Source organism: Pseudooceanicola aestuariicola (genome assembly GCF_045763785.1).
Taxonomy (GTDB): domain Bacteria; phylum Pseudomonadota; class Alphaproteobacteria; order Rhodobacterales; family Rhodobacteraceae; genus Pseudooceanicola.
Genome location: NZ_JBJGSF010000004.1, coordinates 15,188 through 36,964, shown reverse-complemented (window position 1 = coordinate 36,964; position 21,777 = coordinate 15,188). Strand labels below are relative to the sequence as shown.

At 62.1% G+C, this 21,777-nt stretch carries 20 protein-coding genes; 17 read left to right on the top strand and 3 right to left on the bottom strand.

The genetic code is table 11. The features are described from left to right. Window positions 1-87: 87 nt before the first annotated feature. From ACI3GR_RS15070 to ACI3GR_RS15020, 11 genes are all read left to right on the top strand, one after another. Window positions 88-672, top strand: coding sequence for an ANTAR domain-containing response regulator (locus tag ACI3GR_RS15070; protein ID WP_407495655.1), 585 nt, complete (start codon window positions 88-90; stop codon window positions 670-672). Then, a complete protein-coding gene (locus ACI3GR_RS15065) occupies window positions 669-1,844 on the top strand; it encodes an ABC transporter substrate-binding protein (protein WP_407495653.1) in 1,176 nt (391 codons plus the stop codon). The genes ACI3GR_RS15070 and ACI3GR_RS15065 overlap by 4 nt, the downstream gene beginning before the upstream one ends. 263 nt (window positions 1,845-2,107) lie before the next feature. Beyond that, window positions 2,108-3,472 carry a CmpA/NrtA family ABC transporter substrate-binding protein gene (locus ACI3GR_RS15060; protein ID WP_407495651.1) on the top strand — a complete coding sequence of 455 codons (1,365 nt, stop codon included), beginning with the start codon at window positions 2,108-2,110 and terminating at the stop codon, window positions 3,470-3,472. A 144-nt stretch (window positions 3,473-3,616) separates the two neighbouring features. Continuing rightward, entirely contained in the window at window positions 3,617-4,699 is a 1,083-nt protein-coding gene (locus ACI3GR_RS15055; RefSeq protein WP_407495650.1) for an ABC transporter permease, read from the top strand. A 47-nt stretch (window positions 4,700-4,746) separates the two neighbouring features. After that, the gene (locus ACI3GR_RS15050; RefSeq protein ID WP_407495648.1) at window positions 4,747-6,426 is read left to right on the top strand and encodes an ABC transporter ATP-binding protein; all 1,680 of its coding nucleotides are present in this window, start codon (window positions 4,747-4,749) and stop codon (window positions 6,424-6,426) included. 5 nt (window positions 6,427-6,431) lie between these two features. After that, window positions 6,432-6,857, top strand: coding sequence for a globin family protein (locus ACI3GR_RS15045; protein ID WP_407495646.1), 426 nt, complete (start codon window positions 6,432-6,434; stop codon window positions 6,855-6,857). After that, window positions 6,854-9,289, top strand: coding sequence for a nitrite reductase large subunit NirB (nirB, locus tag ACI3GR_RS15040; protein WP_407495645.1), 2,436 nt, complete (start codon window positions 6,854-6,856; stop codon window positions 9,287-9,289). Before ACI3GR_RS15045 ends, nirB begins: the two co-directional genes overlap by 4 nt. Beyond that, window positions 9,286-9,615 (top strand): nitrite reductase small subunit NirD, encoded by a 330-nt coding sequence (gene nirD, locus ACI3GR_RS15035; RefSeq protein ID WP_407495643.1) that lies wholly within the window; start codon window positions 9,286-9,288, stop codon window positions 9,613-9,615. Before nirB ends, nirD begins: the two co-directional genes overlap by 4 nt. Further along, window positions 9,615-12,257, top strand: coding sequence for a molybdopterin-dependent oxidoreductase (locus ACI3GR_RS15030; protein ID WP_407495642.1), 2,643 nt, complete (start codon window positions 9,615-9,617; stop codon window positions 12,255-12,257). Before nirD ends, ACI3GR_RS15030 begins: the two co-directional genes overlap by 1 nt. Continuing rightward, complete coding sequence (locus ACI3GR_RS15025; RefSeq protein WP_407495641.1) at window positions 12,254-13,204, top strand: glycosyl transferase family protein; 951 nt, start codon at window positions 12,254-12,256, stop codon at window positions 13,202-13,204. Before ACI3GR_RS15030 ends, ACI3GR_RS15025 begins: the two co-directional genes overlap by 4 nt. Window positions 13,205-13,214: 10 nt before the next feature. Then, window positions 13,215-14,249 (top strand): precorrin-2 dehydrogenase/sirohydrochlorin ferrochelatase family protein, encoded by a 1,035-nt coding sequence (locus ACI3GR_RS15020; protein ID WP_407495640.1) that lies wholly within the window; start codon window positions 13,215-13,217, stop codon window positions 14,247-14,249. Window positions 14,250-14,267: 18 nt separating this feature from the next. Here ACI3GR_RS15020 and ACI3GR_RS15015 read toward each other — a convergent pair whose 3' ends face one another. Next, window positions 14,268-15,164 carry a LysR family transcriptional regulator gene (locus ACI3GR_RS15015; protein WP_407495638.1) on the bottom strand — a complete coding sequence of 299 codons (897 nt, stop codon included), beginning with the start codon at window positions 15,162-15,164 and terminating at the stop codon, window positions 14,268-14,270. Window positions 15,165-15,287: 123 nt separating this feature from the next. On the opposite strand from ACI3GR_RS15015, the gene ACI3GR_RS15010 reads away from it, so the two are divergent. The 6 genes from ACI3GR_RS15010 to ACI3GR_RS14985 all read left to right on the top strand — a co-directional run bounded on the left by ACI3GR_RS15010 (window position 15,288) and on the right by ACI3GR_RS14985 (window position 19,718). Continuing rightward, window positions 15,288-15,863: an NADPH-dependent F420 reductase gene (locus ACI3GR_RS15010; RefSeq protein WP_407495637.1), complete on the top strand. Its 576-nt coding sequence runs from the start codon at window positions 15,288-15,290 to the stop codon at window positions 15,861-15,863. 43 nt (window positions 15,864-15,906) lie between these two features. Continuing rightward, window positions 15,907-16,935: an MBL fold metallo-hydrolase gene (locus tag ACI3GR_RS15005; RefSeq protein WP_407495636.1), complete on the top strand. Its 1,029-nt coding sequence runs from the start codon at window positions 15,907-15,909 to the stop codon at window positions 16,933-16,935. Window positions 16,936-17,016: 81 nt separating this feature from the next. Then, window positions 17,017-17,847, top strand: coding sequence for a 4,5-DOPA-extradiol-dioxygenase (gene ygiD / locus ACI3GR_RS15000; RefSeq protein WP_407495634.1), 831 nt, complete (start codon window positions 17,017-17,019; stop codon window positions 17,845-17,847). A gap of 167 nt (window positions 17,848-18,014) precedes the next feature. Beyond that, window positions 18,015-18,320 (top strand): hypothetical protein, encoded by a 306-nt coding sequence (locus tag ACI3GR_RS14995; RefSeq protein ID WP_407495632.1) that lies wholly within the window; start codon window positions 18,015-18,017, stop codon window positions 18,318-18,320. A gap of 82 nt (window positions 18,321-18,402) precedes the next feature. Continuing rightward, complete coding sequence (locus ACI3GR_RS14990; RefSeq protein WP_407495631.1) at window positions 18,403-18,852, top strand: DoxX family protein; 450 nt, start codon at window positions 18,403-18,405, stop codon at window positions 18,850-18,852. Then, window positions 18,852-19,718, top strand: a complete 867-nt coding sequence (locus ACI3GR_RS14985; protein ID WP_407495628.1) for a VOC family protein — start codon at window positions 18,852-18,854, stop codon at window positions 19,716-19,718. The genes ACI3GR_RS14990 and ACI3GR_RS14985 overlap by 1 nt, the downstream gene beginning before the upstream one ends. 44 nt (window positions 19,719-19,762) lie before the next feature. Here the strand turns inward: ACI3GR_RS14985 and ACI3GR_RS14980 are convergent, their stop codons facing one another. After that, on the bottom strand, window positions 19,763-20,773 hold the full coding sequence (locus tag ACI3GR_RS14980) for an ABC transporter ATP-binding protein (protein WP_407495626.1): 1,011 nt from the start codon (window positions 20,771-20,773) through the stop codon (window positions 19,763-19,765). Next, window positions 20,766-21,773, bottom strand: a complete 1,008-nt coding sequence (locus tag ACI3GR_RS14975) for an ABC transporter ATP-binding protein (protein WP_407495624.1) — start codon at window positions 21,771-21,773, stop codon at window positions 20,766-20,768. Before ACI3GR_RS14975 ends, ACI3GR_RS14980 begins: the two co-directional genes overlap by 8 nt. Window positions 21,774-21,777 lie beyond the last annotated feature (4 nt).

Below are 21,777 nucleotides of genomic sequence, written 5' to 3'. Positions count from 1 at the left end.
ACTGACGAGGGCCTTTTCCTCGACCGCCCCAAATCTTTGTCTCAAAGGAACCTTGCTGTCGTCGCTGCGCAGCGACATTAGGAAAACATGGCCACCACGCTTACCATTGTCGTTGTCGAAGAAGATCGTGATCGCGCGATTGGCATCGTGAACGCGTTGCGCGAAAGCGGGGATCATCAGGTCCACGTGATCTCTGACACCTCTGGTCTGGCCAAGAAAATTGCCGGTCATATGCCCGATGTCGTGCTGATCGACGTCGATAATCCAACCCGCGATATGCTGGAAGAGCTGACGCTGGCCTCTGGCCCGTTAGAGAGGCCCGTCGCGATGTTCGTATCCGGTGCCGCCGGCGGCTTGGCGCAGCAGGCGATCGAGGCGGGCGTATCGGCCTACGTGGTCGACGGGTTGAACCCCGACCGACTGAAGCCAGTCATCGATACGGCAATCGCGCGGTTCGGGCTGTTCCGCCAGATGCGGACCGAGCTGGCGGAAACCCGACGCGCGCTGGAAGAACGCAAGGTCATCGACCGGGCCAAAGGCCTGCTGATGAAAGCCAAGGGGATCGATGAAGATGCGGCCTATGCGTTGTTGCGCAAGACCGCCATGGATCAGGGCCGTCGCGTCGCGGACGTAGCCGAGGCGCTGGTTACCGCGTCGGGGCTGCTGGGATGAATATGGTTACCCTGCCTGTCGCCTATATGCCGCTGGTGGATGCGGCACCGCTGATCATCGCGCAGGAAATGGGGTTTGCGGCGACCGAAGGAATCGGGCTGGATCTGATCGCCGCGCCGTCGTGGTCTTCGGTGCGCGATATGCTGGCCTTTGGCCGTGTGGATGCGGCGCACATGTTGTCGCCCGTGCCGATCGCCATGGGCATGGGGCTGGGCGGCGTGGCGACGGAACTGGCTGCGGTGTCGGTCTTGTCGGTGAACGGCAATGTCATCGGCGTCGGGCAGGATCTGGAACAGAAGCTGCGCGACCATGGATATGGATTTGACTTTGCGGACCCGGTGGCCGCCGCCGCAGCCTTGGCCGCCGTTCGCGACGGGCCGATCACTTTTGGCGTTCCCTTCCCTTTCTCGATGCATGTCGAATTGTTGCGCTACTGGGGGGCAGCGACCGATCTCGGGGCGGATGGCATCGTGATCCGCACCGTGCCGCCGCCGTTGATGGCCACGGCACTTGCCGCCGGAGAGGTCGATGCCTTCTGTGTGGGCGAACCATGGGGCTCTGTCTCGGTCGAAAACGGGGCGGGCGCGTTGCTGTTGCCCGGACGTGCCATATGGGAGTTCGCGCCGGAAAAGGTTCTGGCCACCCGCCGGGACTGGGCTGAAACGGAACCCGACCTGCTGGGCCGCCTGATGCGCGCCACGTGGCAGGCGGGACGCTGGCTTGCCCGCGACGAAAGCCGCACCACCGCAGCCGAAATCCTGTCGCGCAAAATCTACCTTGATCTGCCGCCCGAGCTTATCGACCGCGCCCTGACCGGACATATCACCATTTCCAGTCGAGGAGAGCAGCGGCAGGTCGACGGCTTTGTTCGTTTCCACAGGGGGGCCGCGACCTTCCCGTGGCGGTCGCAGGCGAAATGGATCGCGAGCCGGTTGCGCCTGACCCATGGGCCGGGCAACGGCCGGTCACTAGAGGATCTGGCGCAGGCGTTTCGCAGCGATCTTTATCGTGATCATCTGGATATTGCCGGAAACGACCTGCCCGGCGCGTCGGAAAAGCTGGAAGGCTCGATTCGTCATGCCACCGCCGTGGCCTCGGCTCAGGGATCGCTGAGTTTGATGCCGGATCGTTTTTTCGACGGTCAGATTTTCGACCCCGGCGCAGACAACTGACAAAATTTTAAGCAGCGGGGCCCGCGCGCCCCGAAATGCAATGCCAAGGTTGCAACTTTTCCTTCCCGACGGCGCTGCAGTGCGGCACAAGTAACCCATCGACGCACAATGGCGTGGGTCGGTCGGAATTCTTTCCCAATGATCGGGAATATCCCTGAGCAAGGTCGCTCGCTTTCTGTCGAAAATTCGACGGTTAGTGGACGGCCTTTTTTTGCGTTTTGATCCCGGCCCTCTCCCTGCCGGGTGGATCGAAAGGACCAAAGATGAAGAAGCTTCTGATGGCGTTCGCCGCCGCCACCGCCTTGGCCAGCCCGGCCTTTGCGCAAATGGAACTGGAAAAGGACGAACTGACCTTCGGCTTTATCAAACTGACCGACATGGCACCTTTGGCCGTGGCCTATGAAAACGGCTACTTCCTGGATGAAGGCCTGTTCGTCACGCTAGAGGCGCAGGCCAACTGGAAGGTTCTGCTGGACGGTGTGATCGGCGGTCAGCTGGACGGCGCGCATATGCTGGCGGGTCAGCCTTTGGCCGCGACCATCGGCTATGGCACCGAAGCGCACATCATCACTCCTTTCTCAATGGACCTGAACGGCAACGGTATCACCGTGTCGAATGAGGTCTGGGAGATGATGAAGCCGAACCTGCCCACCAATGACGACGGCAAGGTCGCGCACCCGATCTCGGCCTCGCACCTCAAGCCGGTGATTGAAAAGTTCAATTCCGAAGGCAAGCCCTTCAACATGGGCATGGTTTTCCCGGTCTCCACCCACAACTACGAACTGCGCTATTGGCTGGCAGCGGGCGGGATCAACCCCGGCTACTACAGCCCCGAAAACGTGACCGGCCAGATCGGCGCCGAGGCGTTTTTGTCCGTGACCCCTCCGCCGCAGATGCCCGCCACTTTGGAAGCAGGCACCATCAGCGGCTATTGCGTGGGTGAGCCCTGGAACCAGCAGGCCGTGTTCAAAGGCATCGGCGTTCCGGTCATAACCGATTACGAGCTGTGGAAGAACAACCCGGAGAAGGTTTTTGGCATCTCGGCCGAGTTTGCAGAGCAGTACCCCAACACCACCAAGGCCGTTACCAAGGCGCTGATCCGCGCCGCGATGTGGCTGGATGAAAACGACAACGCCAACCGCATGGACGCGGTCGAGATGCTGGCCAAGCCGGAATACGTGGGCGCCGATGCCGAGGTGATCGCGAACTCCATGACCGGGACGTTCGAATACGAGAAGGGCGACAAGCGTGACGTGCCCGACTTTAACGTCTTCTTCCGCCACAACGCGACCTACCCCTTCTACTCGGACGCTGTTTGGTACCTGACCCAGATGCGCCGTTGGGGCCAGATCGCCGAAGCCAAATCGGACGAGTGGTATGATGAGGTCGCCAAGTCGGTGTACCGCCCTGACATCTACCTTGAAGCGGCCCGTATGCTGGTCGACGAAGGTCTGGCGAACGAAGCCGACTTCCCCTGGGACAGCGATGGCTACAAAGAGCCGACGCCTGCTGCCGACATCATCGACGGTATCCCCTACGACGGCCGCACCCCCAACGCCTATCTGGAAAGCCTGCCGATCGGCCTGAAGGGCGGCCAGACCGTCGAAGGGACCGAGGTCAAAGGCTGACCTGAACACATCCGGTAGGGCGGGGGAAAACCCCGCCTTGCCAGCCCAGACCGGGCGGGTTTCCCAGCCACCGCCGATGCGCGGTGGGTTGCAAACCCACCCTACGCCACCGCCCTGAATTCTTTCTTCGCGAGGACCGCAGATATGACCACCGTCGATCCGAACTTCACCGAAACCGCCGACCGCGAAGCACGCCGCGCCCGGCTGTTCACCCGCATCAACTCTGCCGACAAGTGGTTCCAGGTTCTGGGGCTGGCTTGGATCACCCCGATGCTTAAAGCCGCCGCCGGGGACAACCCCAAGGCGCAGGTCAAAGAGATCTGGCGTCTGGCCATTGTGCCGCTGCTGGCGATCTGTGCCTTTCTGCTGATGTGGGCCACCCTTGCGCCCAAGGTTCAGACATCGCTTGGCGCGGTCCCCGGCCCGGCGCAGGTCTGGACCGAGGTCGTGAACCTGCACGAAGACGCGCAGGCCAAGGCCGCCAAACAGGCCAAGTTCGAAGAGATGGTCGCCAAGCGGAACGAAAAGCTGATCGCCGCAGGCAAAGAGGATCAGGTTAAGAACGTCGCCTATACCGGCGCGCCCAGCTACTACCAGCAGATCTGGACCTCAATCACGACCGTGTTCTTCGGCTTCCTGATCGCCACTGCCGTGGCCGTGCCCATGGGCATCGCAGCAGGCCTGTCGCCCACCGCAAACGCCGCGCTGAACCCGCTGATCCAGATTTTCAAACCGGTCTCTCCGCTGGCGTGGCTGCCCATCGTCACCATGATCGTGGCCGCCGTGTACACCACCAACGACGGGCTGTTTGCCAAATCCTTCCTGATCTCGGCGATCACCGTAACGCTGTGTTCGCTCTGGCCGACGCTGATCAACACCGCGCTTGGCGTGGCATCCATCGACAAGGATCTGGTCAACGTGTCCAAGGTTCTGAAAATGAACACCTGGACCAAGATCACCAAGCTGGTCCTGCCCTCGGCCCTGCCGCTGATCTTCACCGGGCTGCGCCTGTCGCTTGGTGTGGGCTGGATGGTTCTGATCGCCGCCGAAATGCTGGCTCAGAACCCCGGGCTTGGCAAATTCGTCTGGGATGAATTCCAGAATGGGTCGTCGCAATCGCTGGCCAAGATCATGGTTGCCGTCTTCACCATCGGCATCATCGGCTTCCTGCTGGACCGTGTGATGTACGCCCTGCAATCCCTCTTCACCTTCACCAACAACCGGTGACCTGCGCCTAAGCCCGCACCGCAACAAGCGCACTTAAGGAGATCACCATGGGTATTATCGAATTCAAAGACGTCTCAAAAAGCTTTGGCGAGGGCACCCACGCCAAGCACGTTTTGAAAAACATCGACCTGAGCGTTGAGGAAGGCGAATTCTTAGTCCTGCTGGGCTTTTCCGGCACCGGCAAGACCACGTTGATCAACCTTATGGCGGGTCTGGAAAAGACGACCAAGGGGCAGGTTTCCTATAAGGGAAAACCTGTCACCGGTCCCGGCCCCGAACGCGGCGTGATCTTCCAGAACTATTCGCTGATGCCGTGGCTGACGGTGAACGGAAATGTCGGGCTGGCGGTCGACACGATCTTTCCGAACCTGCCTGCAAAAGACCGCGCCGAAAAGGTCGCGCATTACGTCAAGATGGTGGGGCTGAGCCATGCTACCAACCGCCGTCCCGCGGAACTGTCGGGCGGCATGCGCCAGCGGGTGAACGTGGCCCGTGCGCTGGCCATGAACCCCGAGGTCCTGTTGCTGGACGAACCGCTTTCGGCCCTCGACGCGCTGACCCGCGCCAATCTGGCGGACGAGATCGAGGCGATCTGGAACGAGGAAAAGCAGACCTGCGTCCTGATCACCAACGACGTGGACGAAGCGATCCTGCTGGCCGACCGCATCATCGCGCTCAATCCCGACGGCACGTTGGGCGAAGAGTTCAAGGTCACCCTGCCCCGCCCGCGCGACCGGTCCGCCATGAACCATGACGAGGTGTTCAAATCCCTGCGCGCCCGCGTCACCACCTATTTGATGGATGTCGGGATCGCGGCCAAGGCCGAAGGGATCCGCACCCTGCCGAACGTCAAGCCGAACCATCTGCCTTCTGCCGTCGAAGACGCGCAAAAGGGGATGATCGATCAGAACTTCCTAAGCTTCGATAATCTTCACAAGGTCTATCCGACGCCCAAAGGCCCGCTGACCGTGGTCGAAGATTTCAATCTGAAACTGAACCGTGGCGAGTTCATCTCTCTGATCGGACATTCGGGCTGCGGCAAGTCCACGGTGCTGACCATGGTCGCCGGTCTGAACGACATCTCTCAGGGCGTCATCAAGCTGGACGGCTACGAGGTGCGCGGCGCGGATCCGGAACGTGCGGTGGTGTTCCAATCGCCCAACCTGTTCCCATGGCTGACCGCCAAGGAAAACGTCGCAATCGGTGTGGACAAGGTCTACCCCAAAGCGTCGATGCAGGAACGGCAGGACGTGGTCGAGTATTACCTTGAACGCGTCGGTCTGGCCGATGCGATGAACCAGCCTGCGTCGTCGATGTCGAACGGCATGAAGCAGCGCGTCGGCATCGCCCGCGCCTTTGCCCTGTCGCCCAAGCTGCTGCTGCTGGATGAACCTTTCGGCATGCTCGACAGCCTCACCCGGTGGGAGCTGCAGGAAGTGCTGATGGAGGTTTGGTCCCGCACCAAGGTCACCGCGATCTGCGTCACCCACGACGTGGACGAGGCGATCCTGCTGGCCGACCGCGTCGTCATGATGACCAACGGCCCGCAGGCCACCATCGGCAAGATTACCAATGTCGATCTGCCCCGCCCCCGCACCCGCAAGGCGCTGCTGGAGCATCCTGATTACTACGCCTATCGCCAAGAAGTTCTGGATTTCCTTGAGGAATACGAACACGGCGCCAAGCCCAAACCCAAAACCGCCCCCAAGGCAATCGCAGCGGAGTAAGCCTGATGGACGACAAGACAATCACATTGGTTCAGGACAGTTTCGCGCAGGTGGTGCCAATCAAGGATACCGCGGCCGAGATTTTCTATGCCGACCTGTTTGAAACCGCCCCGCATGTGCAACCCTATTTCGCCAACGCGAATATGGCCGAACAGGGGTCCAAGCTGATGATGACCCTAGGCATCGTCGTCAACGGTCTGCGCAATCTGCCGGCCATCGTTCCGGTGGCGCAGGATCTGGCTGTGAAGCACGTCGATTATGGCGTCAAAGCCGAAGACTACGCGGCTGTCGGGGCTTCCCTTCTGCGCACTCTGGAAAAGGGTCTGGGCGACGGCTTCACACCAGAGGTCAAAGACGCCTGGATTACCGCATATACCACTCTTTCCGGCGTCATGATCGACGCCGCCTATGGCACGGAGGCCGCCCAATGACCGCGAAACTGATCGTTATCGGCGCTGGCATGGCGTCGGGCCGGATGATCGAGCATCTGGTGGAAAACACGCCCGATGCCTACGACATCACTCTCTTCAACGCAGAGCCGCGCGGCAACTACAACCGCCTGATGTTGTCGCCCGTTCTGTCCGGCGAAAAGACCTACGAAGAGATCGTCACCCACGACGAGGCCTTTTACGAACAGCACAACATCACCTGCCGTTTCGGCGAAAAAATCGCAGCGATTGATACCACGGCCAAGACCGTCACGACCGAAGCTGGCGACAAGCTGGCCTACGACAAGCTGGTGTTCGGGACAGGCTCGAACCCCTTCATTATCCCCCTGCCCGGCCACGATCTGGATGGCGTGATCGCCTACCGCGATCTGGAGGATACGCAGCGGATGATGTCGCTTGGCGCAGGCAAGCGCGCCGTTGTCATCGGTGGCGGTCTGCTAGGGCTGGAAGCTGCGGCTGGCATGGCCGCGCACGGTGTAGACGTGACTGTCGTGCACATCATGGGCCACCTGATGGAGCGTCAACTGGACGAAGCCGCGGGTTACCTGCTGAAGAAATCGCTTGAGGATAAGGGGATCACCATCCGCCTTCAGGCGAACTCCAAGGCGATCCTTGGCGAAAACGGTCATGTCCGGGCGCTGCAATTGGATGATGGCACCGAACTGCCCTGTGATCTGCTGGTCATGGCGGTGGGTATCCGCCCCAACACGCAGCTGGCGGTCGACGCAGGGTTGGCCGTTGGACGCGGCATCCATGTGGATGACCAGATGAACACGTCTGTGCCGGATGTGCTGGCCCTTGGGGAATGCGTCGAACATGATGGCGCGGTCTTTGGACTTGTCGCGCCGCTTTACGAACAGGCCAAGGTTGCCGCACAGACGCTGGTGGGCCAAGAGGCGGCGTTCAAACAGAAAAGCCTGTCCACCAAGCTGAAGGTTACCGGGTGTGATCTGTTCAGTGCGGGCGATTTCGCCGATGGTGAGGGGCGCGAAGACATCGTGTTCCGTGACCCGTCGCGCGGCGTCTACAAGCGGCTGATCATCGAAAACAACCGTCTGATCGGCGCCGTGATGTACGGCGACACCGCCGACGGCAACTGGTTCTTCAACCTGATCAAGGATGCCACCGACATCGACGAGATGCGCGAGACGCTGATCTTTGGTCCGGCCTATCAGGGGGGTGCCGCCGCGGACCCTTTGTCAGCCGTTGCAGCATTGCCGCCTGAGGCGGAGATTTGCGGCTGCAACGGCATTTGCAAAGGCACCATCGTTCAGGCCATCGAAGGCGGCGCGACCGACCTTGGCGCGGTCAAGCAACAGACCAAGGCCAGCGCCTCCTGCGGGACCTGCACGGGCCTCGTCGAACAACTGCTTCAGGTGACGCTTGGCGATGAGTTCTCCATGCCGACCAAGCAGCCGATCTGCGCCTGCTGTGATCTGACCCACGAAGACGTCCGCCGCCTGATCAAATCGCAGGAACTGAAGTCTCAGGAAGCGGTCTGGCAGGAGTTGGGCTGGAAAACCCGCAATGGCTGCCACGTCTGCCGACCGGCGGTGAACTTCTACCTGCTGGCGGACTGGCCGCTGGAGTATCAGGACGATCCGCAGTCGCGGTTCGTGAACGAACGCAAACACGCCAACATTCAGAAGGACGGCACCTTCAGCGTCGTGCCGCGCATGTGGGGCGGCATCACCAACCCGTCCGAACTGCGCGCCATTGCCGACGCGGCAGAGAAGTACAACGTCCCGACCGTCAAGGTCACCGGCGGCCAGCGCATCGACCTGCTGGGCGTCAAAGGCGAAGATCTGCCCGCCATCTGGGCAGATCTGAACCGCGCTGGTCTTGTTTCGGGGCACGCGTACTCCAAGGGTCTGCGCACCGTGAAAACCTGCGTCGGCACGGATCACTGCCGATTTGGCACACAGGACAGCACAGGGCTGGGCATCAAGCTTGAGGAGATCCTCTGGGGCTCTTGGACGCCGCATAAAGTGAAACTCGCCGTGTCTGGCTGCCCCCGCAACTGTGCCGAGGCGACTTGCAAGGACGTCGGCATCATCTGCGTCGACAGCGGCTACCAGATCGGCGTCGCGGGTGCAGCGGGCATGGACCTGAAGGAAACCGAACGCCTGGCCAATGCCACGACCGAGCAGGAAGCCATCGACCTGACCGTGGCCTTCATCCAGCTCTATCGTGAGAACGCCAAATATCTGGATCGCCCCTACAAATGGGTCGCCAAGGTGGGGCTGGACTGGGTCAAGGAACAGGTCGTCGAAAACCTGACCGAACGTGCCCGTCTGATTGAGGCGTTCGAACTGTCCCAATCCATCTATCGCAAAGACCCATGGGCAGAACACGCGAAAGAGGCCAAGCGCTATCAGCCGCTGGCCGACCTGACACTGGAGGCCGCGGAATGAGCTGGATCGACATCGGACCCATCGACGACATCCCCCTGCGCGGGGCCCGCAAGGTAAAAACCGCGCTTGGCTGCGTCGCCGTCTTCCGCACCGACAAGGACGAGGTTTTTGCCACCTCGGACCGCTGCCCCCACAAGGGCGGCCCCCTGTCCGAGGGCATCGTGCACGGCCAGTCCGTCACCTGCCCGCTGCACAACTGGGTGTTCGATCTGAACACCGGCCAAGCACGGGCCGAAGATGGTCAGATCGCCACCTTCCTCGCCCGCGTCGAAGCCGGCCGCGTGCTGATCGACGGCACCCGGCTGATCGCGCAAAGCGCTGCCTGATGGACGGGGCCGGTCTGACAGATATCGGTCCCGAGACCCGGTCAACCTGCCCCTATTGCGGGGTCGGGTGCGGCGTGTTGCTGCGTGCGGACGGTCAGGGTGGGCTAGAAGTGCGCGGCGACCCGGATCATCCGGCAAACCGCGGGCGTCTGTGTTCCAAAGGCTCGGCCCTTGGGGAAACCGTCGGCCTGGGGCATCGGCTGATGGCGCCACAGGTCAACGGTCAGGCGACGGACTGGGACAGCGCGCTGGACCTTGTGGCAGACCGTTTCAAACAGACCATCGCGAATCACGGGCCCGACAGCGTGGCCTTCTATGTCTCGGGTCAGTTGCTGACCGAAGACTATTACGTCGCGAACAAGCTGATGAAGGGCTTTATCGGATCCGCCAATATCGACACCAATTCGCGGCTTTGCATGGCGTCCTCGGTCGCGGGTCACAAACGCGCCTTTGGCACCGACACCGTGCCCGGCTCTTACGAAGACATCGATCAGGCCGATCTGGTGGTGCTGGTGGGATCGAACCTCGCGTGGTGCCATCCGGTGCTGTATCAGCGGCTGCTGGCCGCCCGTAAGGCGCGCGGCACCAAGATCGTGGTCATCGATCCGCGCCGCACGGCCAGCTGTGACGGGGCGGACCTGCATCTGCCCATCGCGCCGGGGGGGGACGTTGCGCTGTTCAATCGGCTGTTGGCGTCGATCCACGAAAAAGGTGCAACGGATGCGAAATTTCTGCTGAACACGACCGGCTTTGACGATGCCCTACGCGCCGCTTTCAACGACGACAGCAGCGCCACGGGATTGACCGATGACCAGATTGCCGCTTTCTGCCAGCTGTGGGTCGAAACAGAAAACGTCGTGACGATCTACAGCCAAGGCGTGAACCAATCGACGTCTGGCAGCGACAAGGTCAACGCGATCCTGAATTGCCACCTCGCGACGGGGCGGATCGGCAAGCCCGGATGCGGCCCCTTCTCGGTCACGGGTCAACCCAACGCTATGGGTGGACGAGAGGTCGGCGGGCTGGCCAATATGCTGGCCTGCCATCTGGATCTGGAAAACGCTGATCACCGCAGCGCCGTGCGCGACTTTTGGGACGCGCCGCAGGCGCCGGATGCTGCGGGGCTGAAGGCGGTGGACATGTTCCGGGCCGTCGGCGACGGGCGGATCAAAGCGCTGTGGATCATCCACACCAATCCCGCTGTGTCGATGCCGGATGCGGATGCCGTCCGCGACGCCATTGCGGGTTGCGATTTCGTGGTGGTCAGCGATGTGACCGGCCAAACCGACACTGCCCGGCTGGCCCACGTGCTGCTGCCCGCCACTGCTTGGGCCGAAAAATCGGGCACCGTCACCAATTCCGACCGCACGATCAGCCGCCAACGCGCGGCCCTGCCCGCGCCCGGATACACCCGCCCCGACTGGGCCATTTTGGCCGAGGTCGGTCAGCGTATGGGCTTTGCCAAAGCCTTTGACTATCAGTCCCCGGCCGAGATTTTTCGTGAATATGCAGCGTTGTCCGGTGTGGCAGGCCAGTTCGGCCGCGATTTCGATATCTCGGCGCTCGCCGATATCAGCGACGCGGAATACGACGCGCTGACCCCGCAGGCATGGCCCATCACCAAGGCCCGCAAAGGCGGTCGGTTCTTTGCCGATGGGCAATTCTTTCACCCCGATGGTAAGGCCCGGCTGCTCCCTGTCAGCTGGCGCCCGCCTGCGGCCCGCACCGGACGACGCTTTCCCTTCCGGCTGAACACCGGGCGGGTCCGCGACCAATGGCACACGATGACGCGCACGGCCCTTAGCCCCCGCCTGTCCGCCCATCTGGCCGAGCCGTTTTTGGAAATTCACCCTCAGGACGCCACGACCAAGGGCATCAAAGCCGCTGATCTGGTCCGCATCACAAGCCCACAGGGCAGCGCGATCCTGCGCGCCCGGATCACCGATGCGGTGCAGCCGGGTCAGGTTTTTGCGCCGATGCACTGGACCGGCGAAACGGCTCCGGCCGCGCGGATCGACGCCGTGGTTGCGGGCGTCGTCGATCCAGTGTCCGGCCAACCGGAAAGCAAGGCCAGCGCCGTGGCCGCGGCCCGGCTGGACGCGAAATGGTACGGGTTCGCCGTGTCGCGCGACGCCATGGACCTGACCGCTGAGTACTGGGCGCAGGCCCGCACCGCGCAGGGCTATCGCGCTGAAATGGCGGGGATATCCGAGATCGAGGATTGGGAAGCCGAAGCCCGCCGCCTGTTCAACGCGCCCGATGCGCAAGCGGCCATCGTGTCAGACGCCCGCCGTGGTATGGCGCGGGTGGTTCTGATGCAGGACGGGGTTTTGATCGGGGCGCTTTATGTCTCGGCCCAGCCGGTCGCGGTGACGCGCGATTACCTTGTGACGTTGCCCGGAACACCGACTGCGGACGCGCTGACCGGCCATCCGCCCGCCAACGTGCCAGCCCCCGGTCCGATCCTGTGTTCCTGTTTCAGCATCGGTGTGAACACGATCCTGCAGGCGGTCGAAACCCAATCGCTGATGAGCGTCGAAGCCGTCGGAGAAGCCTTGGGCGCAGGCACCAACTGCGGGTCCTGTCGGCCAGAGATCGCTGAACTGCTACAAAGCCTGCACCAGAAGGCCGCAGCGGAATGAGCCTTGATACCCATGTCAGAACCTTGGGGCGCGGCCCCGGTCGGTCCCGATCCCTGACACAGGAAGAGGCCGCAGATGCCATGCGTCTGATGCTGTCCGGCGACGCGGCCCCCGAAGCTGTCGGCGCGCTGTTGATGCTGCTGCGGATGAAGAGCGAAACGGCAGAGGAAATCGCAGGCCTTGCCGGTCAGGCGCAGGCCAGCCTTGGCGCGATGCCAACGGCCGATCTGGACTGGCCCAGCTATGCCGCAGGCCGCACCCGTGGTCAGCCCTATTTCCTGCTGTCGGCGAAACTTCTGGCCCAGTCGGGCACTCGGGTTCTGATCCATGGTTGGAACGGCGCGGACGCTCAGGTGCGGGACGGTCTGGCCGCAGCGGGGATCAGTGTTGCCCAATCCACCGACGATGCCGCCCGCCTGCTGGATCGGGACATCATCGCCTACGCCCCGTTGGAGACTATCCATCCCGCGCTGTTTGACCTTCTGCGGCTACGCAGCGTGCTGGGTCTTCGGTCCTGTATCAACACCGTTTGTCGGATGCTCAACCCCTGTGGTGCCACTGCCAGCGTGCAAGGTGTCTTTCATCCGTCTTATCGCCTGTTGCAGGCCGATGCGGCAGCATTGCTTGGCTGGCAAAACCTAAGCGTCATCAAAGGCGGTGGTGGCGAATTTGAGCGGCACCCCGGCAAGGATATCGCGGCCTTTGGCCTGCGAGGCGGCCACCCATGGCATGACGTGGCGCCCAACCTGATCGACGAAACGCGCCGCCTGACCTCTGAAAGCGCCCCTGGCCTTGGTGACCTCTGGTCCGGCACCGCGACCGACGCCTTCGAAACCGAGGTCGTGTTGGGCACCGCCGCACTTGCTCTGGCCACTTTGGGCCATCCGGCCCCGATGGATCACGCCTCAACCCTCTGGGCCAATCGGTCCCCCTGCCCCGCCCTTTAGGAGTTCGCCCATGAAAGCCTTTCCGATGTTCATCAGAACCACAGACCGCCGCGTCGTGATTGTCGGCGGGGGCGAACAGGCTGCGCAAAAGGCCCGGCTGATGTTGAAGACGGACGCCAAACTGGTCTTTGTCGCCTTCGATCTGGATGACGAGGTGGCCGCCATTGTCAACGACGGACGCGCCGAGCACGAGACGCATCTATCGGCAGAGGTCTTTGACGACGCCGCAATGGCCTTCATCGCCACTGAATGCCCCGCTCTGGACTCATCGGCCCATGCTCTTGCCCGTGCGGCGGCCCGCTGCCCCGTCAATGTCGTGGATCGGCCTGAGCTTTGTGATCTGACGACGCCCGCGATCGTGGACCGCGACCCGGTGGTGATCGCCATCGGAAGCGAAGGCACCGCACCGATCCTGACCCGAGAGATCAAGACCCAGATTGAGGTCATGCTCTCTCCTCGCCTTGGCGCGCTGGCGGCACTTGCAGGTCGTCTGCGCCCCGCCGTTGCACGGTCCTTGCGGCGGGAAGATCGCCGCCGGTTCTGGACGTGGTTCTTCACCTCCACCCCGCGCGCCGCCTGGACCCGCGGGGCCGAGCGTGAGGCCGCAGCCATCACCAAAACCGCCATCGCGAAGGGCAAAACACCGGAAGATGAGCCTGCCGCGTTCTCAATCATCGAAGGCAGCGTCCGCTCGACCGATTTGCTGACGTTGCGCATGGTGAAACGGCTACAGGACGCGGATGTGATCTTTTGCGATGCAGAGACGAATTCCGACATCCTAGAGCTTGCCCGGCGTGATGCGGCACGGGTGCATGTCAATGCAGACAGCCGGTTTGCGGGCGGGTTGTCGGGGTTGATGCAGGCGCATGTGAAACCGGGCCAGTCCGCCGTATGGATTGCAAATCGCGCGACCTTTTCGAAAGGTGTCGGCCCTTATGCGATCGAAGATCACGCAAACATCGAAGTACTTGCGCATGGACACAGCTCTGACCACCGATCCGACGACGCGCACGGTGCTGCGCCCACGATGCTTTCCGAACGATGATTGGCAAGTTCTTGGGCGTTACAGAAGGTCCGACCGGGCGATATCTTCCAACGCGAAATCGATCAAGGCGCGGACCTTTCGGGGCAGGCTTCGGCCCTCAAGGTACACCGCGCTGACCGGGGTCACGGCGCCGTCGAAATCTTCCAGAACCCGGACCAGTTTGCCCGCACGCACCGCCTTTTCCACGGCAAAGCGCGGGGCATAGCAGATACCCAGACCAGAGATCGCAAGATCGGCCGCCGCGCGGGCGGAATTTATCTGAAAACGGCCCTGCACCTCTGCGATGTGCTCGTCTCCGTTTCGGAAGAAACTCCAGCGGCGCGGGATACGGCGGTTGGTATCCAGAATGCAGTCGTGGTCGGCAAGGTCGTCGGGCCGCTTCGGCGCACCCCGGTTCGCGATGTAATCTGGGCTGGCGACGGCGATCGTACAAATCTCGCCCAGCTTTCGGGTTTTCAGCGACAGCATCTGGGATAGTCCGATCCGGAACGCCACGTCGATCCCGTCCCCGGCCAGATCGACGAACCCGTCGTCCAATCGCAGATCGATCGTCAGTCCGGGGTTCTGCGCCGCGAACCGACCTAACATCGCCGCCACGTATTCTTCGCCGAAAGTCACCGGGGCCGAGATGCGGATCGCCCCGGTGAACCCACGCGACCCTTCGGACACTTCGACCAGAATATCGTCCAATTCGTCCAGCAGCGCCGGGGCCCGTGCCAGCAGGTTTTCCCCGGCAGGCGTCAGCCCGACCTTGCGCGTCGTGCGTTGCAACAGCCGCACGCCAAGGCGGTGCTCCAGCTCGGCCACGTATTTCGATGTCAGCCGGTTGGAAATCCCCAGCTGGTCCGCCGCAGCGGTGAAAGAGCCTGTCTTGGCCGTCGCCACGAAGGCGCGAAGTTCAACGGTGAGGTCCATTTTTCATTACGAACAAATTGTGGAAAGTCATTCAATAAAGTCTCCATTTTATAACGCAATGGCAAGTCCTAGCTTTGGTCAACGAAACAAAGCGCCGCCCCGAGCGGCAGAAAAGGAAAGCCCATGAAACTCGCCATCATCGGAAACGGCAACATCGGCAAAGGCCTGACAGCGGCACTCACCCGCGCGGGTCACGATGCACAAGCCTATGACAAAGCCGACGATCTCGCCGCTGCTGTCAGCGCAGCCCAGGTCGTCATCCTCTCCACCCCGTTCGGCGCGGCCGAAGACGTCGCGAAGTCAGCCGATTTCTCGGGCAAGATCGTCGTCGACGTGTCGAACCCCATCACCGAAGACTTCTCGGGCCTGTCAGTTGGTCACGACACCTCTGCCGCGGAAAGCATCGCAGCTTTGATGCCGGACGCCACGGTCGTGAAAGCCTTCAACACCGTCTTTGCCCAGCATTACGCAGGCGACCTGACGATCAACGGCGCAAAGATCCAAACCTTTGTCGCCGCAGATGACGAAGCCGCCCAAGCCACGGTGATGTCGCTGGCCACGGACATCGGGCTGGACCCGGTGGCGGCTGGTCCGCTGAAAAACGCCCGGTTCCTCGAACCGCTTGGCTTCATGAATATCCAGTTTGGCTATGTCCTTGGCTTGGGCGCTGAAATCGCGCCGCAATGGCAGATCGCCTGATCCAACCCCTTCCCCAACACCACAAAACTTAAAGGAAAATACCATGTTCCGCACTTTGACCCTGACCTCTGCCATTGCCCTGTCCGTGGCGTTCACGCCGGCAATGGCCGCAAACGAAGCCCCGTCGACGGTCGACGCGACCTATGTGGCTGAATCCGCCACCACCGCACTGGCCCCCGGCGAAAAAATCGAAAACCTGTTCACCAAGAACACCACGCAGCAGTTCATCCTGCAAAAGCTGACCGATCGCGTGTATTTCTTCCAAAGCAGCTTTTACGGCACGGTTTTTTACGTCGGTGAAGAAGGCGTGCTGGTGATCGACGCGCTGGAAGGCTCGGCCGAGGCCCTGCAGGCCGCTGTGGCCCAAGTGACCGATCTGCCGATCACCGCACTGGTCTATAGCCACGACCACGCCGACCACATCGCCGACGCGGGCAAGCTGATTGAGGCCAACCCCGACCTGCGCGTCATCGCAACCGAAGGCACGGTCGAGCTGATGGAGCGTCTGGGCTCCAACCTGCCCCGCCCAACCGAGGTCGTGTCGACCGAAACCAACACCATCACTTTCGAGGACCTGACGATCCGCGTTGTACCGCTGGACGCCGAAGCACACGCCCATGACCACGCGGCATTTGTTCTGGAAGGCACGGGCGTCGTGCACGTGCCGGATGTCATCAACCCCGATCAGCCGCCGTTCTGGTCCTTTGCCGGGGCTGACAGCTACTTGGGCTATCGCGACCTGATCGCTCAGATCGACGGGCTAAAATGGGATTATCTGTCCGGTGGCCACGGCAACGTCGGCTCGCGCGATGACATCGCCTTTTACAACCGGTTCCTCGACGACCTAGAGGCCGCCGTGGGCGAAGCACTTGGCACCATCGCCTTTGGCTCGACCGTCGAAGACCCGTCGCAACTGAACGGCCACACCGCCTATCTGTCGACCTGGATCGACGCGGTGGGCGATTACGCGACCGATAAGCTGCGTCCGGAGTATGGCGAATATTACGGTTTCGAATATTCTACGCCCAAGAACGCCGAAATGGTCGGGATGTACATGTTCTCGTACCGTTAATCAGTGACCTACCGGCGCCGGGATCTGTCCCGGCGCCGGTCCACCTTTTCCGAAGTTCGGACCCAAGAAAGATCGTGACCCATGTCTGTGAAGCAGAAACTTGAAAACCTGAAAGAGCGTCTTGCCCCGTCTGACCGCATGCCGCTGGTCTTTCTTGGCCACGGAAGCCCGATGAACGCTATTCAGGACACCGCCTATAGCCGCGCCTGGACCAAGCTGGGGGAAAGCCTGCCCCGCCCGCGCGCGATCTTGGTCGTCTCGGCTCACTGGATGACCCGCCGCACCACGCTGGTCGATGTCTCGGCCATGCCAAAGACCATCCACGATTTCTACGGCTTCCCGGACGAGTTGTTCGCCCAGCAATACCCCGCCCACGGCGCACCGGATCTGGCGCGCGAAGTGACCACCTTGCTGGCCAGCCACCATGCCGAAGAAGACGACACATGGGGTCTGGACCACGGCGCATGGACAGTGCTGAAGTTCCTTTACCCCGGCGCGGATGTTCCGGTTTTTCAGGTCTCGATCGACATGAGCCGCGATCTGGCCCACCAGCTAGAAATTGGCCGCACCCTGTCGGAATTGCGCGACCGTGGCGTTCTGATCCTTGGGTCGGGCAACGTGGTGCACAACCTTCAGGCCATCAAATGGGGCCCGAAAAGCAAACCGCATGACTTCGCGCTGGAATTCGACACGCTTTTTGCCAACCGCCTGACGGAACGGGACTTTGCCACGCTGGCCGACCGCAAAGGTCTGGGGTCGCTGTTGAAGATGGCGCATCCGTCGGTCGATCACTACATGCCCGCGCTGACCATCGCCGGGGCGTCGGATGACCGGGACGACCTGACCTATATGACGGACGCCATCGATCTGGCCTCTGTCTCGATGCGGTCGTACGTCTTCCACGCCAGATAATGTCCCGATTTCCTGATCCTGCGTCGCCCGGCGTGCCGCAGGATCAGGCGGTCGTCACGCACAAAACCACGCGGCGGGTCACAAAGATGAGAGCCGTAATGCTCTGCCATTGAGGTCAGGAAACGAACCCGGCTAACCAAGCGGAAAGAGGGACGAACGGGCCGAGGATGCTGAAGCCGCTTATCATATGCGCAACGGTTGCAATGCTGCTGGTGTCGATGCTTTTGCCGGTTCAGGCCGCCGCGCCTTCTGCCTGCGCAAGCGAGGTTACGGCGCTGGACGTCTGCCCCGCGCCCGCGCCTTCGGCACCCTCGCGCGTCAGCCTTGAAAAACCATGTCTCACCTGTGTTCTCCCCGCCGCCGCAGCCCTGCGCGCCCCGGCTTATGCGCAGCTTTCGCTAAGCCCGGCGATCCGCTTTGCGGCCGGTTCTGACCGGGTCGTGCCACCGGACCACCGACCCCCACGCATCTGATCTCCACCCACCTGCAACGGCACCAGAGGTGCTTTGAGACAAGCGACGCCCGCGGGCGATCGCGCCTAATGGAGATATTAAGATGACTGATACGACAAACACCCGACCCACCCTGCTGCTTCCGGCGCTTGCCCCCATCTATGAAGCCGCAGTACCCCTAACCAACCTTTGGCTGCGCGTGGTGTGCGGCGTGGCGCTGATGGTTCATGGCTGGCCCAAGATCCTGAACCCCACCGGCGCGGCCGATATGGTATCCGGCCTTGGCTTCGCGCCCGGCTGGCTGTGGTCCATCCTGCTGTCTGCGACCGAGTTCTTTGGGGGTGTCCTTCTGGTCATCGGCCTGTTGACCCGCGTCGCCGCCGCAGGAACCACCGTGATTCTGCTGGTGGCCACCTATTTCCACTGGGTGCAACTGGATCAGGGCTATCGCGGGGCAGAGCTTGCCTGGCTTTGGGCGGCGATCACGCTGACCTTTGTCGCCCGGGGCGGCGGCCGATATTCTGTGGATCGCCTGCTGCGAAAGGAAGTGTAATGAACCGTCGGGACATTCTGAAAGGAGCGGGCGCCACGGCGCTCGCCTCCACTCTTCCGGGTCTGGCGACGGCGTCCAACAGCCTACCGTTGGACGCGCCAATCCATGTCGGCACGGTTGGTCTGCGGGTCCAGAACGCCGAAGCCATGTCGCTCTGGTATCAACAGGCCGTAGGCCTGCGCGAACTGGAGCGGGACGGATCGACCCTTTGGCTGGGCGTCGGAACGGAGCGTTTGCTGGCGCTGACAGAAGACAGCCGCCTGACACTGGCTGACCGTCGCGAAGCGGGGTTGTTCCACACCGCCTTCCTGTTGCCCTCACGCCGCGATCTGGCGAATTGGATCAGCATGGCCATCGATCAACAGGTTCCCGTGTCGGGCACCGCCGATCACCGCGTCAGTGAAGCGATCTACCTGACCGATTCAGAGGGCAACGGGGTCGAGATCTACGCGGACATGCCGCAGGACACTTGGGAATGGAAAAACGGCGAGGTCCAGATGGGGACCTTCCAGTTGGACGTCGAAGGCATAATGGGCACGCTTGGGCTTTTGCCGCCGATGTGGCGCGGCGCGCCCGAGGGTACGTCAATTGGCCATGTGCATCTGAAAGTCGGTGATGCCACCCGCGCGGGGCAATGGTGGCAGGACACTATGGGCTTCGACGCGGTCAGCACCCGCGATGACGCGGTGTTTCTATCGACCGGCGGCTATCACCACCACGTCGCTGTCAATGAATGGCTTAGCGCCGGGGCGGGTTTGCGTTCCGAAAACGCCACGGGTCTGGATTTCGTCGAACTGCGCAGGCGCGATGGCGGGGCCATTGGTCAGTTTCAGGACGATTGGGGAACCCGGATCAATCTGGTCTGATCCGGCCCGTCGCCTGCGGCCCCTTTAGCGAAGATGGGGCCGCATTATACCTTGGCCGCTGCCAACTCGGGCCGGGGCATGTCGTCCAGCGCATGGCACGCGGCCTGACCGGTCGGTGTAATCCGAGGTTGAGGAATTTCGACCCGACAGCGGTCAAAAGCCAAGGGGCAGCGCGGGTGAAAGGCGCATCCCGGGGGCGGAGAGATCGGATTCGGGATCTCCCCTTCGACCGGGCGGCGACGACGGCCCGAAAGGGCAAGGTCCGGCACAGCATCCAGCAGCATCCGGGTGTATGGATGCTGCGGCTCTGAAAACAGGCGTTTGCCCTGCGCGACCTCGACCAAGCGACCCAGATACAGAACCCCAATCCTGGTGGCCATGTGCCGAACCACGGACAGATCGTGGCTGATCAGAAGGTAGGTCAGGCCGAATTCGTCCTGCAGGTCGCGCATCAGGTTCAGGATTTGCGCCTGCACAGACACGTCCAACGCCGATGTGGGTTCGTCGCAAACAATGAATTCCGGTTTCGACGACAAGGCCCGCGCGATGGCGATCCGCTGCCGCTGACCGCCCGAAAACTCATGCGGATATTTCGTCAGATCCGAGGCCGACAGGCCGACGACCTCTAGCAGCCGCGCCGCTTCGGCGCGGGCGTCGGTGGGGTTCATTAATCCGAAAGTGCGGATCGGTTCGGCGATGATCTCTCCGACCCTCCACCGCGGATTGAGGCTGGCAAAGGGATCCTGAAAGATCATCTGGAATCTGCGCCGTAGGCTACGCGGGATACCCGCGCCTGCATCGACCCGCTGCCCGTCAAAGGTGATCGTTCCGGCCGAGGGTTTCAGCAGTCCGACCACCATCTTGGCGATGGTCGATTTCCCCGATCCGCTTTCCCCGACCAGCGCGAAGGTTTCGCCCTTGGCGATCTCAAAGCTGACGTCGGCATTGGCCGTCAGGTATTGTTTCTCGTCCCGTTCGATCACCCGGTTCAACCAAGGTTTCGACACGTCGAACCGGCGGGTCAGGCCATCGATCTTAAGAAGCGGATCAGACATTTTGCGTCTCTCCTGTTCGGGCGGGATCGTAAAGCAAACAGGCAACTTCGCGTCCGTCGCCCTGATCGATCAGGTCTGGCCTAATCTCACGACAGGCGGCAAAGACCTTATCGCAGCGCGGGTTAAAGGCGCAGCCCTGCGGAATTGCGTGCAGCCGGGGCATTGTCCCAGGGATCTGAACCAGCCGGTCCGTTTCCTGCGTCAGGGTCGGGATCGATCCCATCAGACCGGCGGTATAGGGGTGCATCGCCTCGGTAATGACCTTGCGCACAGGGCCCACCTCGGCCATGCGCCCGGCATAAAGAACAGCGACGCGGTCAGCGGTTTCGGCGATGACGCCCATATCATGGGTGATCAGCATAACCGCCGCACCGCGTTCGGCACAGATGTCTTTCAGCACCTCGATGATCTGCGACTGGACCGATACGTCCAGTGCGGTGGTCGGTTCATCCGCGATCACCAGCTCTGGTTCGGCACAAAGCGCCAGCGCGATGACCACGCGCTGCCGCATCCCGCCCGAGAAGTGGTGCGGATAATCGTCGATACGTCGGGCGGCGGCGGGAATGCCGACCCGGTCCAGCAGGGCGACGGCCCGTTTGCGCGCTTCGCTTTCGGACACGTCGATATGGGTCCGGATCGTTTCGATCAACTGCTGCGCCACAGTATAAAGCGGGTTGAGAGAGGTCAGCGGATCCTGAAACACCATACCGATGCGCCGTCCGCGCACGCGGCGCATGGCGTCGGGCTTTAGGTTGTCGATCCGTTCACCTTTCAACCGTATCTCGCCACTGGCAATGCGGCCCGGCGGTTCGATCAGGCCGATGATCGACGCCCCGGTGATCGACTTGCCCGCACCGGATTCCCCAACCATGCCCAGCACTTCGCCGGGCATGATGTCGAAACTAACCCGGTCCAGCGCGCGCAGCACGCCCCGGCGGGTCGGGAATTCCACCACAAGATCGCGGACAGACAAAAGCGGATCGGTCTTTGCATCACTCATCTTC

Excerpts from the sequence above, each read along its gene's own strand:
- ACI3GR_RS15070 (WP_407495655.1), top strand. The coding sequence starts at position 88 with ATGGCCACCACGCTTACCATTGTCGTTGTCGAAGAAGATCGTGATCGC.
- ACI3GR_RS15065 (WP_407495653.1), top strand. The coding sequence starts at position 669 with ATGAATATGGTTACCCTGCCTGTCGCCTATATGCCGCTGGTGGATGCG.
- ACI3GR_RS15060 (WP_407495651.1), top strand. The coding sequence starts at position 2,108 with ATGAAGAAGCTTCTGATGGCGTTCGCCGCCGCCACCGCCTTGGCCAGC.
- ACI3GR_RS15055 (WP_407495650.1), top strand. The coding sequence starts at position 3,617 with ATGACCACCGTCGATCCGAACTTCACCGAAACCGCCGACCGCGAAGCA.
- ACI3GR_RS15050 (WP_407495648.1), top strand. The coding sequence starts at position 4,747 with ATGGGTATTATCGAATTCAAAGACGTCTCAAAAAGCTTTGGCGAGGGC.
- ACI3GR_RS15045 (WP_407495646.1), top strand. The coding sequence starts at position 6,432 with ATGGACGACAAGACAATCACATTGGTTCAGGACAGTTTCGCGCAGGTG.
- nirB (WP_407495645.1), top strand. The coding sequence starts at position 6,854 with ATGACCGCGAAACTGATCGTTATCGGCGCTGGCATGGCGTCGGGCCGG.
- nirD (WP_407495643.1), top strand. The coding sequence starts at position 9,286 with ATGAGCTGGATCGACATCGGACCCATCGACGACATCCCCCTGCGCGGG.
- ACI3GR_RS15030 (WP_407495642.1), top strand. The coding sequence starts at position 9,615 with ATGGACGGGGCCGGTCTGACAGATATCGGTCCCGAGACCCGGTCAACC.
- ACI3GR_RS15025 (WP_407495641.1), top strand. The coding sequence starts at position 12,254 with ATGAGCCTTGATACCCATGTCAGAACCTTGGGGCGCGGCCCCGGTCGG.
- ACI3GR_RS15020 (WP_407495640.1), top strand. The coding sequence starts at position 13,215 with ATGAAAGCCTTTCCGATGTTCATCAGAACCACAGACCGCCGCGTCGTG.
- ACI3GR_RS15015 (WP_407495638.1), bottom strand. The coding sequence starts at position 15,164 with ATGGACCTCACCGTTGAACTTCGCGCCTTCGTGGCGACGGCCAAGACA.
- ACI3GR_RS15010 (WP_407495637.1), top strand. The coding sequence starts at position 15,288 with ATGAAACTCGCCATCATCGGAAACGGCAACATCGGCAAAGGCCTGACA.
- ACI3GR_RS15005 (WP_407495636.1), top strand. The coding sequence starts at position 15,907 with ATGTTCCGCACTTTGACCCTGACCTCTGCCATTGCCCTGTCCGTGGCG.
- ygiD (WP_407495634.1), top strand. The coding sequence starts at position 17,017 with ATGTCTGTGAAGCAGAAACTTGAAAACCTGAAAGAGCGTCTTGCCCCG.
- ACI3GR_RS14995 (WP_407495632.1), top strand. The coding sequence starts at position 18,015 with ATGCTGAAGCCGCTTATCATATGCGCAACGGTTGCAATGCTGCTGGTG.
- ACI3GR_RS14990 (WP_407495631.1), top strand. The coding sequence starts at position 18,403 with ATGACTGATACGACAAACACCCGACCCACCCTGCTGCTTCCGGCGCTT.
- ACI3GR_RS14985 (WP_407495628.1), top strand. The coding sequence starts at position 18,852 with ATGAACCGTCGGGACATTCTGAAAGGAGCGGGCGCCACGGCGCTCGCC.
- ACI3GR_RS14980 (WP_407495626.1), bottom strand. The coding sequence starts at position 20,773 with ATGTCTGATCCGCTTCTTAAGATCGATGGCCTGACCCGCCGGTTCGAC.
- ACI3GR_RS14975 (WP_407495624.1), bottom strand. The coding sequence starts at position 21,773 with ATGAGTGATGCAAAGACCGATCCGCTTTTGTCTGTCCGCGATCTTGTG.